The 15,662-nt window shown below is 67.8% G+C and carries 23 protein-coding genes; 21 read left to right on the plus strand and 2 right to left on the minus strand.

What is annotated here, in order from left to right:
- Positions 1 to 6 precede the first annotated feature (6 nt).
- Complete coding sequence (locus HNO83_RS11635) at positions 7 to 630, plus strand: hypothetical protein (protein WP_175337698.1); 624 nt, start codon at positions 7 to 9, stop codon at positions 628 to 630.
- The gene (locus HNO83_RS11640; RefSeq protein ID WP_175337699.1) at positions 627 to 1,235 is read left to right on the plus strand and encodes a hypothetical protein; all 609 of its coding nucleotides are present in this window, start codon (positions 627 to 629) and stop codon (positions 1,233 to 1,235) included. Before HNO83_RS11635 ends, HNO83_RS11640 begins: the two co-directional genes overlap by 4 nt.
- On the opposite strand, the gene HNO83_RS11645 is transcribed toward HNO83_RS11640, so the two are convergent.
- Complete coding sequence (locus HNO83_RS11645) at positions 1,195 to 1,950, minus strand: hypothetical protein (protein ID WP_175337700.1); 756 nt, start codon at positions 1,948 to 1,950, stop codon at positions 1,195 to 1,197. The genes HNO83_RS11640 and HNO83_RS11645 overlap by 41 nt on opposite strands.
- A gap of 156 nt (positions 1,951 to 2,106) precedes the next feature.
- Here HNO83_RS11645 and HNO83_RS11650 point away from each other — a divergent pair, with 156 nt between their 5' ends.
- The 6 genes from HNO83_RS11650 (at position 2,107) to tuf (ending at position 7,855) form a co-directional block, all read left to right on the plus strand.
- Positions 2,107 to 2,403 (plus strand): WXG100 family type VII secretion target, encoded by a 297-nt coding sequence (locus HNO83_RS11650; RefSeq protein WP_175337701.1) that lies wholly within the window; start codon positions 2,107 to 2,109, stop codon positions 2,401 to 2,403.
- A 105-nt stretch (positions 2,404 to 2,508) separates the two neighbouring features.
- Entirely contained in the window at positions 2,509 to 3,168 is a 660-nt protein-coding gene (locus HNO83_RS11655; protein WP_175337702.1) for a DUF6518 family protein, read from the plus strand.
- 320 nt (positions 3,169 to 3,488) lie between these two features.
- Positions 3,489 to 3,863 carry a 30S ribosomal protein S12 gene (rpsL, locus tag HNO83_RS11660; RefSeq protein ID WP_011186743.1) on the plus strand — a complete coding sequence of 125 codons (375 nt, stop codon included), beginning with the start codon at positions 3,489 to 3,491 and terminating at the stop codon, positions 3,861 to 3,863.
- Positions 3,863 to 4,333, plus strand: coding sequence for a 30S ribosomal protein S7 (gene rpsG / locus HNO83_RS11665; RefSeq protein WP_175337703.1), 471 nt, complete (start codon positions 3,863 to 3,865; stop codon positions 4,331 to 4,333). Before rpsL ends, rpsG begins: the two co-directional genes overlap by 1 nt.
- A gap of 99 nt (positions 4,334 to 4,432) precedes the next feature.
- Positions 4,433 to 6,547 (plus strand): elongation factor G, encoded by a 2,115-nt coding sequence (gene fusA, locus HNO83_RS11670; protein WP_175337704.1) that lies wholly within the window; start codon positions 4,433 to 4,435, stop codon positions 6,545 to 6,547.
- A gap of 114 nt (positions 6,548 to 6,661) precedes the next feature.
- The gene (tuf, locus tag HNO83_RS11675; protein WP_175337705.1) at positions 6,662 to 7,855 is read left to right on the plus strand and encodes an elongation factor Tu; all 1,194 of its coding nucleotides are present in this window, start codon (positions 6,662 to 6,664) and stop codon (positions 7,853 to 7,855) included.
- A 294-nt stretch (positions 7,856 to 8,149) separates the two neighbouring features.
- Here the strand turns inward: tuf and HNO83_RS11680 are convergent, their stop codons facing one another.
- Positions 8,150 to 8,320, minus strand: coding sequence for a hypothetical protein (locus tag HNO83_RS11680; protein ID WP_175337706.1), 171 nt, complete (start codon positions 8,318 to 8,320; stop codon positions 8,150 to 8,152).
- Between the two features lie 251 nt (positions 8,321 to 8,571).
- On the opposite strand from HNO83_RS11680, the gene HNO83_RS11685 reads away from it, so the two are divergent.
- From HNO83_RS11685 to rplN, 13 genes are all read left to right on the plus strand, one after another.
- Positions 8,572 to 9,555 (plus strand): hypothetical protein, encoded by a 984-nt coding sequence (locus tag HNO83_RS11685; RefSeq protein ID WP_175337707.1) that lies wholly within the window; start codon positions 8,572 to 8,574, stop codon positions 9,553 to 9,555.
- A 406-nt stretch (positions 9,556 to 9,961) separates the two neighbouring features.
- Positions 9,962 to 10,270, plus strand: a complete 309-nt coding sequence (rpsJ, locus tag HNO83_RS11690) for a 30S ribosomal protein S10 (protein ID WP_018191969.1) — start codon at positions 9,962 to 9,964, stop codon at positions 10,268 to 10,270.
- 14 nt (positions 10,271 to 10,284) lie between these two features.
- Complete coding sequence (gene rplC, locus HNO83_RS11695) at positions 10,285 to 10,944, plus strand: 50S ribosomal protein L3 (RefSeq protein ID WP_175337708.1); 660 nt, start codon at positions 10,285 to 10,287, stop codon at positions 10,942 to 10,944.
- Positions 10,945 to 10,948: 4 nt separating this feature from the next.
- Positions 10,949 to 11,599, plus strand: coding sequence for a 50S ribosomal protein L4 (gene rplD / locus HNO83_RS11700; RefSeq protein ID WP_175337709.1), 651 nt, complete (start codon positions 10,949 to 10,951; stop codon positions 11,597 to 11,599).
- On the plus strand, positions 11,599 to 11,898 hold the full coding sequence (gene rplW, locus HNO83_RS11705; RefSeq protein WP_175337710.1) for a 50S ribosomal protein L23: 300 nt from the start codon (positions 11,599 to 11,601) through the stop codon (positions 11,896 to 11,898). The genes rplD and rplW overlap by 1 nt, the downstream gene beginning before the upstream one ends.
- 24 nt (positions 11,899 to 11,922) lie before the next feature.
- Complete coding sequence (gene rplB / locus HNO83_RS11710; RefSeq protein ID WP_175337711.1) at positions 11,923 to 12,762, plus strand: 50S ribosomal protein L2; 840 nt, start codon at positions 11,923 to 11,925, stop codon at positions 12,760 to 12,762.
- Positions 12,763 to 12,774: 12 nt separating this feature from the next.
- Positions 12,775 to 13,056: a 30S ribosomal protein S19 gene (rpsS, locus tag HNO83_RS11715; RefSeq protein ID WP_018191964.1), complete on the plus strand. Its 282-nt coding sequence runs from the start codon at positions 12,775 to 12,777 to the stop codon at positions 13,054 to 13,056.
- Positions 13,057 to 13,081: 25 nt separating this feature from the next.
- Positions 13,082 to 13,474, plus strand: coding sequence for a 50S ribosomal protein L22 (rplV, locus tag HNO83_RS11720; protein ID WP_175337712.1), 393 nt, complete (start codon positions 13,082 to 13,084; stop codon positions 13,472 to 13,474).
- Complete coding sequence (rpsC, locus tag HNO83_RS11725; RefSeq protein ID WP_175337713.1) at positions 13,474 to 14,250, plus strand: 30S ribosomal protein S3; 777 nt, start codon at positions 13,474 to 13,476, stop codon at positions 14,248 to 14,250. Before rplV ends, rpsC begins: the two co-directional genes overlap by 1 nt.
- Before the next feature lie 2 nt (positions 14,251 to 14,252).
- Complete coding sequence (rplP, locus tag HNO83_RS11730; RefSeq protein ID WP_018191961.1) at positions 14,253 to 14,672, plus strand: 50S ribosomal protein L16; 420 nt, start codon at positions 14,253 to 14,255, stop codon at positions 14,670 to 14,672.
- Positions 14,672 to 14,992: a 50S ribosomal protein L29 gene (gene rpmC / locus HNO83_RS11735; protein WP_175337714.1), complete on the plus strand. Its 321-nt coding sequence runs from the start codon at positions 14,672 to 14,674 to the stop codon at positions 14,990 to 14,992. The genes rplP and rpmC overlap by 1 nt, the downstream gene beginning before the upstream one ends.
- Positions 14,992 to 15,297, plus strand: a complete 306-nt coding sequence (rpsQ, locus tag HNO83_RS11740; RefSeq protein ID WP_064109777.1) for a 30S ribosomal protein S17 — start codon at positions 14,992 to 14,994, stop codon at positions 15,295 to 15,297. The genes rpmC and rpsQ overlap by 1 nt, the downstream gene beginning before the upstream one ends.
- Positions 15,294 to 15,662, plus strand: coding sequence for a 50S ribosomal protein L14 (gene rplN / locus HNO83_RS11745; protein WP_018191958.1), 369 nt, complete (start codon positions 15,294 to 15,296; stop codon positions 15,660 to 15,662). Before rpsQ ends, rplN begins: the two co-directional genes overlap by 4 nt.

A 15,662-nucleotide genomic window follows, 5' to 3' on the forward strand; every position in this document is an offset into this window, starting at 1 on the left:
GCGGGCATGACGCTGCGGCCACAGGACATCGTCGACTTCACCTTCGATGCGCCCGACGGCTGGTTCGACGTGGAGCTCCTGAGCGACCACGGCAGCGACGACTGGCCGGAGCGGCTGGCGGCGCAGCTCTCGGCCGGGGAGCCGACCGAGAAGGAGCTGGCGGAGCGCTTCCGCGCGCTGCAGCAGCTGCTCCACTCGGAGGACCCGACCGGCGCCACCCGCGCCCGCGTCTACGTGCCCGTGCCGGCGGCCGGGGTGCTGAACGCGTTCCAGACCTACGAGCTGCTGCAGCTGGAGGTGGACGACAGCCCCGAGAGCTACCTCGCCGCGACCGACGCGGAGGGCGACCACCGCGAGCCTGGCTACGAGATCCTGGGCTACCGGTCCTGGCGCACGGCCCACGCGACGGGCGAGCTCGTCGGCTTCACCCACCTCACAGCCCTCGCTGACGAGGACGCGGGAGACGCCCTGCTCGAGCAGCGCGTCGTCTTCGCCGTCTTCCCGGTCGGCTCGGCGCAGGCCGTGCAGTTCGTGTTCCGCTCGGCGTTCATCGGCGGGTTCGCCGACATGGTCGCCGAGACGCAGGCGATCGCCGACTCCCTGCGCGTCACGTTGGGGGAGTTCGCATGACCGACGCCCGGTTCACCTCGCTCGACGAGGAGCTGACGATCGTCTTCCCCGGCACCTGGGTCATGGTGCCGCTGCACGACGAGGAGGCCGCGCGCCGACGCATCCAGCGCCTGGTGACCGACCGGGTCGGCCGTGCCGACCGGCTGGCGCGCGTCCGGCGCACGGCGAAGACCGAGCTGGAGCGGCTGGTCGCCCTGGCCGACGACAGCACGGCGTTCGCGCTCGCACTGTCGCTCGAGATCCTCCCGGGCGTGCCGTTCCCCGCCTCCATCGTGCTGTCGCGCGAGGAGTGGCCGACGACTCCCGGCCCGGACGAGGACCTCGCCACGCACCTGGCCCGCTGCTTCCCCGACGACACGGCCCTCGAGCTGTCCATCGGCCCGACGCGGCGCCGCTCCGTGCTCCGCCAGACCACCTACGACGAGGAGTCTGCGCCCGAGCTGATCGCGGACTACCGGTTCGCCGCGCCCGGAGCCGAGCGTGTCATCCACGCCAGGATCAACGCCCCGATGGTGGCCGACGCCGAGCTCTACCTGGAGCTGTTCGACGCGATGATCGACTCGATCAGCTTCCGGCGGCCGCTCGCGGAGCCGGCCGGCCGCTGACCCGCTGCCGGAAGGCGCGCACGAGCAGCGCGACGGTCGCGACGACGAGCGCCGCGACCACGACCCCCCACACGGCCGTCCCGACCGGGCCGGGGGTGTAGAGCCAGCCGGCGGCCGCGAACGTGGCGAGACCGTACGGGTAGCCCGCGACGAACAGCGCGCGGCTGGGCCGCCAGCCGAGCAGCATCAGGTCGGTCCAGAAGCGCGTCCACGGCGTCAGCCGCACCGGGAGCAGCGAGAGCGCCGTCGCGCCGATGGAGGGCGGTCCGATGACGTTGCGGGACCATCCCGTGCTGGAGAGACGCTCGCCCGCGTAGCGCGGCGACAGGCTGCGCACGACGTACGTCCACGACAGCACCGCGAGCGGGATGGACGCGAGCGGCAGGGCGACGAAGGCGTACCCGAGCAGCGGCACCAGGACGACCAGGGCGAACACCGCGAACAGCAGCACGGGCAGCACGGCGCCGCCGGCCACGAGATCCTGCGCGCTGCGGTCGGGGTTGGTGCTCCACAGCCCGAACGGGAGGGCGGCGGGAAGCAGCAGCGTGATCGCGCCGAGGGCCGTCCACACCACGGCGATCAGCAGGTAGCCGAACGGGCGCAGTGCCCGCCCGACGGCCGAGGGCGGCGTCGCGGCCCGGTCGGAGCGGGGGCGCCGCGTCGCGCGGGCGGCGGCGGAGTTCCTGTTCGGCTTCATCGGGCTGTACGACGGCATGGCTGCCAGGCTATCCCGCTGGCCCTGCGCCGTCACGCCGGAGCGGATGGGGAGTGCTCCCCATTCCGTCCTCCGCCGGGTCCTGGTTAGGTGGACGTAGCTGGTCGGCCCCGGGGGTACGGCCTCTCTCGAACAAACGAAGGGAAATGGACCGCCATGGCCAACATGAACGTCACGTACGGCGAGATGACCGATGCCGCCAACCGCCTCACCGCGGGCAAGGACGACATCACCGCGAAGCTGCACGAGCTCCAGAACCTGGTGAACGGACTCGTCAACGGCGGCTTCGTCACCGACCAGGCGTCCGGCGCCTTCCACACCTCCTACGAGCAGTTCACCAAGGGCACCACCGACGCGGTGAACGGCCTCGACGGGATGTCGCAGTTCCTCACCAAGGCGGCGGACGCCCTGCAGAACGTCGACAGCGAGCTCGCCAAGGGCATCGGCGGCTGAGTCGCCGCAGCGCCACGAACGGGGCGGTCGTCCGGACAGGACGGCCGCCCCTTTTCTGTCGCTCCCTATATCATGCATAGAAATGCAACATGATGGGGGAGTCTCATGATCTCGACCGAGAGCGCGGTCACCGAGCCGCGCGACCAGGAGGCGCTTCCGCGCCCCTCGGCTCTTCGATGGGCCGTCGCGGCATCGCTCGTGGCCGGCATCGCCGTCATGACGGCCGTCGTGCCGCTGCTCGCGTCCCCCGTCGACGAGAGCGGCGCCGGGGAGATCCTGTTCTTCGTCTCGCGGCTGCTCGGCGGCTACCCCGCCGGATGGGTGATCGCGGTCTTCCTGGCCGTCGCGATGCTGCGACTCCGACTCGCGGGCGGCATCGTCGCGGCGGTCGTGGCCTTCGCCGGGATGGTGGTCGTGTTCACGGCGGTCGCCTGGCTCACCGGTGACGAGTACCTGCACATGGCGCGCTGGCTCGTCCTGGCGCTGCCGGCCGGAGCGGTGGTCGGGGCAGCGGCCGCCCTCCGCCGCTCGCCGCATCCGCTCCCTCGGGGAGCCGCGGCCGGCGTCCCGGTCGCGGCGCTTCTGGCCGCGGCGGCCGTCGAAGCGAGGCTCTACCCGGTGTCGGCCGGGCTGCTGGCGCTGGCGGCGGTGCTCTGGGCCGTCATCGAACTCGCCCGGTCGCCCCGAACGGGATGGCCGCTTCGGGCGGCGGGCTCGGCCGCGACGACCGTTGCACTGGGCCCGGTGTTCGTCCTCGGTTCGTGAGTCGTTTCGCCGTGCGCGGACACAGCCTCCACCGGCCCCCGCTCATTTGACCCCCGGGGGCCCGCCGGATAGTATTTATCGGGTGTGCGCTCTGTCGCGCGCTCGCCTCATGCCCTCTTCCGGGCCGGAGTCGAGCGGGCAGGCACGTACTCATCCGATGGGCAGGGAGACCGCACGGGACCCCAGCCCCCACGGCATATCGGCCGGCGGCGACGCCAGTGGGCCGATCCCCCACGAACCCCCATGCCCGTCCGACGGGTCGGTGGCTCCTGGGAACCAGCAACAACTGTCACCGTGCAGTCCATATAAGGAGAAGTTCAGTGCCAACCATTCAGCAGTTGGTCCGCAAGGGACGGACGCCGAAGGTCACCAAGACCAAGGCCCCCGCCCTGAAGGCCAACCCCCAGCAGCGCGGCGTGTGCACCCGTGTCTACACCACCACCCCCAAGAAGCCGAACTCGGCGCTCCGCAAGGTCGCCCGTGTGAAGCTCTCGAACGGGACCGAGGTCACCGCTTACATCCCCGGTGAGGGCCACAACCTGCAGGAGCACTCGATGGTGCTCGTCCGCGGCGGCCGTGTGAAGGACCTGCCCGGCGTCCGCTACAAGATCGTCCGTGGCGCGCTCGACACCCAGGCCGTCAAGAACCGCAAGCAGGCTCGCAGCCGTTACGGCGCGAAGATGGAGAAGAAGTAATGCCTCGCAAGGGTCCCGCTCCGAAGCGCCCCGTCGTCGCCGACCCCGTGTACGGCGCCCCGGTCGTCAGCCAGCTCGTCAACAAGATCCTCCTCGACGGCAAGAAGGGCCTCGCCGAGCGCATCGTGTACGACGCGCTCGAGGGTGTCGCCACCAAGTCCGGCCAGGACGCGGTCGTCACGCTGAAGAAGGCGCTCGACAACATCCGCCCGACCCTCGAGGTCCGCAGCCGCCGCGTCGGCGGCTCGACCTACCAGGTGCCGGTCGAGGTCAAGCCGCACCGCGCCAACACGCTGGCGCTGCGCTGGCTCACCAGCTACGCCAAGGGTCGTCGTGAGAAGACGATGACCGAGCGTCTCCAGAACGAGATCCTGGACGCGTCCAACGGTCTCGGCGCCGCGGTCAAGCGCCGCGAGGACACGCACAAGATGGCCGAGTCGAACAAGGCCTTCGCGCACTACCGCTGGTAACAGCGTTCATCGGAACATGGCTGGCCGCCCGGGCGTTATACGAATAGTGCCGCGCCCGGGCGGCACACCTTCCACTTTCAAACTTTTCGGAGGAACCCTGTGGCACAGGACGTGCTCACCGACCTGAAGAAGGTCCGCAACATCGGCATCATGGCCCACATCGATGCCGGCAAGACCACCACGACCGAGCGCATCCTGTTCTACACGGGCGTCAACCACAAGATCGGCGAGACCCACGACGGCGCCTCGACCACCGACTGGATGGAGCAGGAGAAGGAGCGCGGAATCACCATCACGTCCGCGGCGGTCACCTGTTTCTGGAACAAGAACCAGATCAACATCATCGACACGCCCGGACACGTCGACTTCACCGTCGAGGTGGAGCGCTCGCTCCGCGTCCTCGACGGCGCGGTCGCGGTGTTCGACGCGAAGGAGGGCGTCGAGCCCCAGTCGGAGACCGTGTGGCGCCAGGCCGACAAGTACAACGTCCCGCGCATCTGCTTCGTCAACAAGATGGACAAGCTGGGCGCCGACTTCTACTTCACGGTCGACACCATCGTCTCCCGCCTCGGTGCCAAGCCGCTGGTGATGCAGCTCCCGATCGGGTCCGAGTCCGACTTCGTCGGCGTCGTCGACCTCATCGAGATGCGCGCGCTGGTCTGGCCGGGTGACGCCAAGGGCGATGTGACCATGGGCGCCAAGTACGAGGTCCAGGAGATCCCCGCCGACCTCAAGGACAAGGCGGAGGAGTACCGCGCGAAGCTGATCGAGACCGTCGCCGAGACCGACGACGCGCTGCTCGAGAAGTTCTTCGGCGGCGAGGAGATCACCGTTCCGGAGATCAAGGCGGCCATCCGCAAGCTCACCGTGAACAACGAGATCTACCCCGTCCTCTGTGGTTCCGCGTTCAAGAACCGTGGCGTGCAGCCGATGCTCGACGCCGTGATCGACTACCTCCCGTCGCCGCTGGACGTGCCCGCCATCGAGGCGCACAACCCGCGTGACGAGGAGCAGGTCATCATGCGTCATGCCGACGCGACCGAGCCGTTCTCGGCGCTGGCCTTCAAGGTCGCCGTGCACCCGTTCTTCGGTCGTCTCACCTACGTGCGCGTCTACTCGGGCCGCATCGACTCCGGTGCCCAGGTCGTCAACTCGACCAAGGGCAAGAAGGAGCGCATCGGCAAGATCTTCCAGATGCACGCCAACAAGGAGAACCCGGTCGACTTCGTCACCGCCGGCAACATCTACGCGGTGATCGGCCTCAAGGACACCACCACCGGTGACACCCTGAGCGACCCGGACAACCAGGTCGTCCTGGAGTCCATGACGTTCCCGGAGCCGGTCATCGAGGTCGCCATCGAGCCGAAGACCAAGGCCGACCAGGAGAAGCTGGGCACCGCGATCCAGAAGCTGGCCGAAGAGGACCCGACGTTCCGCACCGAGCAGAACCAGGAGACCGGCCAGACGGTCATCAAGGGCATGGGCGAGCTCCACCTCGACATCCTCGTCGACCGCATGAAGCGCGAGTTCAACGTCGAGGCCAACGTGGGCAAGCCCCAGGTGGCCTACCGCGAGACCCTCCGCCGCACGGTGGAGAAGTACGACTACACCCACAAGAAGCAGACCGGTGGTTCCGGTCAGTTCGCGAAGGTGCAGATCAGCCTGGAGCCCATGGAGGTCACCCCGGAGACCTCGTACGAGTTCGTGAACGCCGTCACCGGCGGTCGCGTTCCGCGCGAGTACATCCCCTCGGTGGATGCGGGCATCCAGGATGCGATGCAGGTCGGCGTGCTCGCCGGCTTCCCGACGGTGGGCGTCAAGGCGACGCTCCTCGACGGTGCAGCGCACGACGTCGACTCCTCGGAGATGGCGTTCAAGATCGCCGGCTCGATGGCCTACAAGGAGGCCGCTCGGAAGGCGAACCCGGTGCTCCTCGAGCCGCTCATGGCGGTCGAGGTGCGTACGCCGGAGGAGTACATGGGCGACGTCATCGGCGACCTGAACTCCCGTCGCGGGCAGATCCAGTCCATGGAGGACGCCAGCGGTGTCAAGGTGGTGCGTGCCAACGTCCCGCTGTCCGAGATGTTCGGCTACATCGGCGACCTGCGGTCCAAGACCTCGGGCCGTGCGGTGTACTCGATGCAGTTCGACAGCTACGCGGAGGTCCCGAAGGCTGTTGCCGACGAGATCGTCCAGAAGAGCAAGGGCGAGTGACCTCGGTCGCTGCTCCCAGGCAACATCCCGTAACATAAGAAACCAATCCCGCAGATCCACCGGTCGAAATCCGTCGACCGGAGGACCTGCACGAGAGTCCTGAGGAGGACCACAGTGGCTAAGGCCAAGTTCGAGCGGACTAAGCCGCACGTGAACATCGGAACCATCGGTCACGTCGACCACGGCAAGACGACGCTCACCGCGGCGATCTCCAAGGTGCTTGCTGACAAGTACCCGTCGGCGACCAACGTGCAGCGCGACTTCGCGTCGATCGACTCGGCTCCGGAAGAGCGTCAGCGTGGTATCACGATCAACATCTCGCACGTCGAGTACGAGACGCCGAAGCGCCACTACGCGCACGTCGACGCCCCGGGTCACGCCGACTACATCAAGAACATGATCACCGGTGCGGCTCAGATGGACGGCGCGATCCTCGTGGTCGCCGCCACCGACGGTCCGATGGCTCAGACCCGTGAGCACGTTCTGCTCGCCAAGCAGGTCGGCGTTCCGTACCTGCTCGTCGCGCTGAACAAGTCCGACATGGTCGACGACGAGGAGATCCTGGAGCTCGTCGAGCTCGAGGTCCGCGAGCTGCTCTCCAGCCAGGACTTCGACGGCGACAACGCTCCGGTCATCCGCGTCTCGGGCCTGAAGGCTCTCGAGGGCGACGAGAAGTGGGTCCAGTCGGTTCTGGACCTCATGGACGCCGTCGACGAGTCCATCCCGGACCCGGTGCGCGACAAGGACAAGCCGTTCCTGATGCCGATCGAGGACGTCTTCACGATCACCGGTCGTGGCACCGTCGTCACCGGTCGCGCCGAGCGCGGCACCCTCGCCATCAACTCCGAGGTCGAGATCGTCGGCATCCGCCCGACGCAGAAGACCACGGTCACCGGTATCGAGATGTTCCACAAGCAGCTCGACGAGGCCTGGGCCGGCGAGAACTGTGGTCTGCTCCTCCGCGGCACCAAGCGCGAGGACGTGGAGCGCGGTCAGGTCGTGGCGAAGCCGGGTTCGGTTACCCCGCACACCAACTTCGAGGGCACTGCCTACATCCTCTCGAAGGACGAGGGTGGCCGTCACAACCCCTTCTACACGAACTACCGCCCGCAGTTCTACTTCCGCACCACCGACGTCACCGGCGTCATCTCGCTGCCCGAGGGCACCGAGATGGTCATGCCCGGCGACACCACCGACATGTCGGTCGAGCTGATCCAGCCGATCGCCATGGAGGAGGGCCTCGGCTTCGCGATCCGTGAGGGTGGCCGCACCGTCGGCGCCGGCACGGTGACCAAGATCAACAAGTAAGTCTCTTCGACTTCACTCGGGAAAGGGTCGGACCTTCGGGTCCGGCCCTTTTTCGCGTCCCGGGGTTTACCTCCCGGCCAGTCCGGCGCACAATTGACGCACCGTTTCAACCGGACGGTTCCGACGACGAGAGGAGCGCCTATGGATACGCATGGCCTCGCAAACCAGCCCACACCGCTGACGGGTTCTCGCAACGGAAGTTCCGGGGCCGCATAGCGGTCGTGACATTCAGCTAGTGGCGGCGCGAGGCGCCACTAAGAGCGGGGTCGGAGCTGTCCGGCCCCGCTCCCTCGCTTAAGGCGAGGGCTTCCGCATGTGACGGACGAACCAGCCCGGGTCGAGGTCGTACTCCAACTCGACCCCCGAGCTCAGCCGCACGACGAGCGTGTACGAGTCGACAGGGCTGTCGTGGCCGGCCGCTGCCGGTGCATCGGGGGAGCACACGCCGTCGTCATCCTCGCGCATACCCCCGGCTCCCTCCCGTCGGACGACCTTGGACGCAATCGTGCACCACTGCACCCCGATCCTGGTACTCCCTATTTCGTCCCCCCGGCCCCGCGTCTGCGCTCTCCCGTCACGATTGCGGGTGCGCGAGCACCCGCAAACGTTCCAGAGCGCCGCAGTCGCAAAGTGCCCACAGGGGCGGGCCCGGGAGTGCTATCCACAGAGAGCGGAAGCGGCCGAGAACGGTGCGCGCGGCGGGATAGACACGAGGGATGGATTCTCCCTCCGCCCCTGTCCGGATGGTGCTGGCGCGCGACCTGGTCGATCGCGCCGAGACGCGGCAGCAGCACGCGCGCGCCGCGAGGCGGGGACGGGAGGTGCGGATCGGGCGCGGCGCCTACGTGGACCGGGACGCGTGGGACGAGCTCTCTCCTGTCGAGAGGGACGTGCTGAGGCTGCGTGCGTACGCCCGGACCCGAGCCGTCCCGCCCGTGTTCTCGCACTGGTCGGCGGTCGCACTCCACGGGTTGCCCTTCGCGGGCGAGAGGGGGGAGGAGATCCACATCGCCGTGGGGCCGACCGCGGGTGGCCGCTCCGGCGGACGTATCCGGGCGCACTCGGTCCACGTCCCGCCCGAGGACATCGTGGAGGTGGCCGGCCTGCAGTGCACGAGCCGGGAGCGCACCGTCATCGACATCGCGGCGGGCGGCAGGCTTCCGGATGCGGTCGCCGTCGCCGACGCCGTGCTCCGCGATCGCCGTCGCGGGCCGGGAGAGGCGGACGACGGACGCGAGGCGCTCCTCGGCGCCTGGCTGCGGGCTCAGCCGCAGCGGGGTCACCGCCGCTCGCTCGAGGCCGTCGCGTTGGCCGACGGCCGCGCCGAGTCGCCCCTCGAATCGCTCAGCCGGGTGGTCATGTACCGGTCGGGCATGCCGAGGCCCGAGCTGCAGCGTCCCTTCTCAGACGGGCGGGGCAGGATCGGCTTCGCCGACTTCGCGTGGCCCGACCACCGTGTGATCGGCGAGGCGGACGGGGCGATCAAGTACCTCGACGCCGAGCTGCGCGCGGGACGGTCGGCCGAGCAGGTCGTCGTCGACGAGAAGGTGCGCGAGGACCGGCTGCGCGCCCTGGGCTGGCGCGTCGTACGCTGGACGTGGGCCGACGCCCGCCAGGAGACGCCCCTCGTCGCGGCCCTCACTGCCGCGGGAGTGCCGGCCGATCCGACCCACCGCTGGGCCGACTGCGCCCTCCCGTAACGACTGCGGGTGCGCGAGCCGGGGCATTCGTTCCGCAGGGGCGCAGTCGCGCCACGCGCGCGCGACACGCCCGGGTTGCAGCATCGCCTCCGATCTGGCAAACTTGTCTAGTTCAACATTCCGGAACGTGTGTGCAGGTGCGCGTACCGACCGGATCACTGCCAGGCAGTGCATAGCCCACCGCACGGGTCTTACGATCCGCGGGACGAGGTTAGGCCGCAGGCAGCAGGACACGCTCACATCGACGAACGCCGAGGCCAGGGGCTATCTCTGTGCCGGGGGCCGGTCGTGAGAGTTGACAGAAGAATAGTGGCGTTCCCCACGCGTACGTCGCACCGCGTCCAATGCGAAGAACGACTCGAGAGAGCCGTCTCGTACGACGCCATAACAAGAGAGAGAGTCAGACATGGCGGGACAGAAGATCCGCATTCGGCTTAAGTCGTATGACCACGAAGTCATCGACACCTCGGCGCGCAAGATCGTCGACACGGTGACCCGTGCAGGCGCGACCGTCGTCGGCCCGGTGCCGCTTCCCACCGAGAAGAACGTGGTCGTCGTGATCCGTTCGCCCCACAAGTACAAGGACAGCCGCGAGCACTTCGAGATGCGTACGCACAAGCGGCTGATCGACATCATCGACCCGACCCCGAAGGCCGTCGACTCGCTCATGCGTCTCGACCTGCCGGCGGACGTCAACATCGAGATCAAGCTCTAAGGGGGAGTGCCGCTATGTCCAACAAAGACACCAAGACCTCCAAGGGCCTCCTCGGCAAGAAGCTCGGCATGACCCAGGTCTGGGACGAGAACAACAAGCTCATCCCCGTGACCGTCATCGAGATCACGCCGAACGTCGTGACCCAGGTCCGCACCCCCGAGGCCGACGGCTACAACGCCGTCCAGATCGCCTACGGCCAGATCGACCCGCGCAAGGTCAACAAGCCGTCCGCCGGTCACTTCGACAAGGCGGGCGTCACGCCGCGCCGTCACCTCACCGAGGTCCGCACCGCGGACGCCGCCGAGTACTCGGCCGGTCAGGAGCTCACCGTCGACGGCACCTTCGAGGCCGGCCAGCTGGTCGACGTCGTGGGCACCTCGAAGGGCAAGGGCTTCGCCGGTGTGATGAAGCGCCACAACTTCCAGGGCGTCTCCGCTTCGCACGGTGCGCACCGCAACCACCGCAAGCCGGGTTCCATCGGCGCCTCCTCGACTCCGAGCCGTGTCTTCAAGGGCATGCGCATGGCCGGTCGCATGGGTGGCGAGCGCGTCACCGTCCTGAACCTCAAGGTCCAGGCCGTCGACGCCGAGAAGGGCCTGCTGCTGGTCAAGGGAGCCGTCCCCGGCGCCCGTGGCCGCATCGTTTTCGTCCGCAACGCAGTGAAGGGGGCCTAATCAGATGGCTACCTCGATTGACGTCGTCGACCTCAAGGGCAAGAAGGCCGGCTCCATCGAGCTTCCCGAGGCCCTGTTCGACGTTCAGACCAACATCCCGCTGATCCACCAGGTCGTGACGGCGCAGCTCGCCGCCGCCCGCCAGGGCACGCACAAGACCAAGGGTCGTGGCGAGGTCTCCGGCGCCGGCCGCAAGCCGTTCAAGCAGAAGGGCACCGGCCGCGCTCGTCAGGGCTCGATCCGCGCTCCTCAGATGACCGGTGGTGGCATCGTCCACGGCCCGACGCCGCGCAGCTACGCGCAGCGCACCCCGAAGAAGATGATCGCCGCTGCTCTGCTCGGCGCCCTCTCGGACCGCGCCCGCGGCGCCCGCCTCCACGCCGTCCAGGCCTTCACCTCCGGTGACGCGCCCTCGACCAAGGCCGTCGTCGAGCTGCTCAGCGGCATCGCGACCTCGAAGCACGTCCTGATCGTGATCGAGCGCGACGACGAGCTGGCCTTCAAGAGCGTCCGCAACATCCCGACGGTGCACGTTCTGACCTACGACCAGCTGAACGCCTACGACGTCCTGGTGAGCGACGACATCGTCTTCTCGCAGGCCGCCCTCGAGGGCTTCATCGCTGCCAAGTCCAACAAGGAAGAGGTGAACGCGTAATGGCCGCCGTCAACAAGGACCCGCGCGACATCATCATCGCCCCGGTCGTCTCTGAGAAGAGCTACGGCCTGATCGACGAGGGCAAGTACACGTTCATCGTCGACCCGCGCTCGAACAAGACCGAGATCAAGCTCGCCATCGAGTCGATCTTCAAGGTCGAGGTCGCGTCGATCAACACCCTGAACCGTCAGGGCAAGACCCGCCGCACCAAGTTCGGCATCGGCAAGCGCAAGGACACCAAGCGTGCCATCGTCACGCTGAAGTCCGGTTCCATCGACATCTTCACGGCCGTCGGCTGAGCGAAGGACTAGAGGAAGACAGACATGGCTATTCGTAACTACAAGCCCACGACCCCCGGTCGTCGCGGCTCCTCGGTCGCCGACTTCGCCGAGATCACCCGCTCGACGCCGGAGAAGTCCCTTCTCCGTCCGCTGTCGAAGACCGGTGGCCGCAACAACCAGGGCCGCATCACGACCCGTCACATCGGTGGTGGCCACAAGCGCCAGTACCGCGTGATCGACTTCCGTCGCAACGACAAGGACGGCGTCAACGCCAAGGTCGCCCACATCGAGTACGACCCCAACCGCACCGCGCGCATCGCGCTGCTGCACTTCGTGGACGGCACCAAGCGCTACATCCTGGCGCCGGCCGGCCTGAAGCAGGGCGACATCGTCGAGTCGGGCGCGGGCTCGGACATCAAGCCGGGCAACAACCTGCCGCTGCGCAACATCCCGACCGGTACCGTCGTGCACGCGATCGAGCTGAAGCCGGGCGGCGGCGCCAAGATGGCCCGCTCCGCCGGTGCCTCGGTTCGTCTCGTCGCGAAGGACGGCCCGTACGCCCAGCTGCGCCTCCCCTCTGGCGAGGTCCGCAACGTGGACGCCCGCTGCCGCGCCACCATCGGCGAGGTCGGCAACGCCGAGCAGTCGAACATCAACTGGGGCAAGGCCGGCCGCATGCGCTGGAAGGGCGTCCGCCCGACCGTCCGCGGTGTCGCGATGAACCCGATCGACCACCCGCACGGTGGTGGTGAGGGCAAGACCTCCGGTGGTCGCCACCCGGTCAGCCCGTGGGGTCAGAAGGAAGGCCGTACGCGCCACCCCAACAAGGAAAGCGACAAGCTCATCGTCCGCCGCCGTAACGCCGGCAAGAAGCGCAAGTAGGAGTTCGAGAAGATGCCACGCAGTCTCAAGAAGGGCCCCTTCGTCGACGAGCACCTGTTTCGCAAGGTGGTCGCCGCGAACGAGGCCAACAGCAAGAACGTGATCAAGACCTGGTCGCGCCGCTCGATGATCGTCCCGGCCATGCTGGGTCACACCATCGCGGTGCACGACGGTCGCAAGCACATCCCGGTGTTCGTCACCGAGACCATGGTCGGCCACAAGCTCGGCGAGTTCGCGCCGACCCGCACCTTCCGTGGACACGTGAAGGACGACAAGAAGGGTCGTCGCCGCTAACGCGGTGACGAATAGGAGGAGAGAAATGGTGGAGTCGATCGCACGCGTGCGACACATCCGCGTCACCCCCATGAAGGCCCGCCGCGTCGTCGACCTGATCCGCGGCAAGCAGGCCCAGGAGGCCCTGGCCATCCTGAAGTTCGCGCCGCAGAGCGCGAGCGAGCCGGTGTACAAGCTGGTCGCCTCGGCCATCGCCAACGCGCGGGTCAAGGCCGACCAGAGCAACACCTACCTGGACGAGCAGGACCTCTACGTGAGCCGCGCCTTCGTCGACGAGGGCACCACCCTCAAGCGGTTCCAGCCGCGAGCACAGGGTCGGGCCTTCCGCATCAACAAGCGCACCAGCCACATCACGATCGTCCTCGCGACGCCGGATGAGGTCGAGGACGCCAAGGCTACGAAGAAGGCGAGCAAGTAATGGGCCAGAAAGTCAACCCGTACGGCTTCCGTCTCGGGATCACCACCGACCACGTGTCGCGCTGGTTCTCGGACAGCACGAAGCCGGGGCAGAAGTACAGCGACTACCTCGCCGAGGACGTCAAGATCCGTACCCTGCTGAAGACCTCGCTCGACCGCGCGGGCGTGTCCCGCATCGAGATCGAGCGCACCCGCGACCGCGTCCGCGTCGACATCCACACCGCCCGTCCGGGCATCGTGATCGGTCGTCGTGGCGCCGAGGCCGAGCGCATCCGCGCCGACCTCGAGAAGCTCTCGGGCAAGCAGATCCAGCTCAACATCCTCGAGGTCAAGAACCCCGAGGCCGACGCCCAGCTCGTCGCTCAGGGCATCGCCGAGCAGCTCGCCGCCCGTGTGGCCTTCCGCCGCGCGATGCGCAAGGGCCTGCAGGGCGCGCAGCGCGCCGGCGCCAAGGGTGTCCGCATCCAGGTCTCCGGCCGTCTCGGCGGCGCCGAGATGAGCCGCTCCGAGTTCTACCGCGAGGGTCGTGTGCCGCTGCACACGCTCCGCGCCAACATCGACTACGGCTTCTACGAGGCCAAGACCACCTTCGGTCGCATCGGTGTCAAGGTGTGGATCTACAAGGGCGACATCACGAACAAGGAACTCGCTCGCGAACAGGCCAACCAGAAGCCGTCGCGCGAGCGCAACGACCGTGACCGTCCGCGCCGTGGCGGTGGCCGGAGCAACGCTCCCGCCACCGAGAGCGCGCCGGCCGCAGCAGGAGTTGAGGCATAACCATGTTGATCCCACGCAGAGTCAAGCACCGCAAGCAGCACCACCCCGGCCGTAGCGGCCAGGCGACCGGTGGCACGAAGGTCTCCTTCGGCGAGTTCGGCATCCAGGCCCTGACGCCCGCTTACGTGACCAACCGTCAGATCGAGTCCGCTCGTATCGCCATGACGCGTCACATCAAGCGTGGCGGCAAGGTGTGGATCAACATCTACCCCGACCGTCCGCTCACGAAGAAGCCGGCCGAGACCCGCATGGGTTCCGGTAAGGGTTCGCCGGAGTGGTGGGTCGCGAACGTCAAGCCGGGCCGTGTCCTCTTCGAGGTCTCGGGTGTCTCGGAGCAGCTCGCTCGTGAGGCAATGACCCGTGCAATCCACAAGCTGCCCCTCAAGGCACGCATCATCAAGCGCGAGGAGGGCGACGCGTAATGGCGATCGGTTCCAAGGAGCTTGCCTCGAGCGAGCTCGACACCTTTGAAGACGAGCGTCTCGTCGACGAGCTGAAGAAGGCCAAGGAGGAGCTGTTCAACCTGCGCTTCCAGTCGGCCACCGGTCAGCTCGAGAGCCACGGCCGCCTGCGCGCCGTGAAGCGCGACATCGCTCGTATCTACACCGTGATCCGTGAGCGCGAGCTCGGGATCCGGGCGACCCCGGCTCCGGCCGAGGCCGCGCCCGCCAAGGAGAAGAAGTCCCGCAGCAAGAAGGCCGACGCCGCTGCTGAGGAGACCACGAATGAGGAGGCCAAGTAATGGCTGAGACCACCAAGGCCGCGGCCGCGGAGTCGACGGCCGACGAGGCCATCGTCCGCGGGTACCGCAAGGCCCGCCGCGGCTACGTCGTCAGCGACAAGATGGACAAGACCATCGTCGTCGAGGTCGAGGACCGCGTGAAGCACCCGCTGTACGGCAAGGTCATCCGCCGCACCTCCAAGGTGAAGGCGCACGACGAGAACAACACCGCCGGCATCGGCGACCTCGTTCTCATCAACGAGACCCGCCCGCTGAGCGCCAGCAAGCGCTGGAGGCTCGTGGAGATTCTGGAGAAGGCGAAGTGATCCAGCAGGAATCCCGACTCAAGGTCGCCGACAACACCGGCGCCAAGGAGCTCCTCGCGATCCGCGTGCTCGGCGGCTCCAGCCGTCGCTACGCGGGCCTGGGCGACGTCATCGTCGCCACGGTCAAGGACGCGATCCCGGGTGGGAACGTCAAGAAGGGCGACGTCGTCAAGGCGGTCGTCGTGCGTGTTCGCAAGAACACCCGCCGCCCGGACGGCTCCTACATCAAGTTCGACGAGAACGCCGCGGTCATCCTGAAGAACGACGGTGACCCCCGCGGCACCCGCATCTTCGGACCGGTCGGCCGCGAGCTCCGCGACAAGAAGTTCATGAAGATCATCTCGCTCGCACCGGAGGTGCTGTAA

The sequence above is a fragment of the Leifsonia sp. C5G2 genome, assembly GCF_013359685.1.
GTDB lineage: Bacteria > Actinomycetota > Actinomycetes > Actinomycetales > Microbacteriaceae > Leifsonia.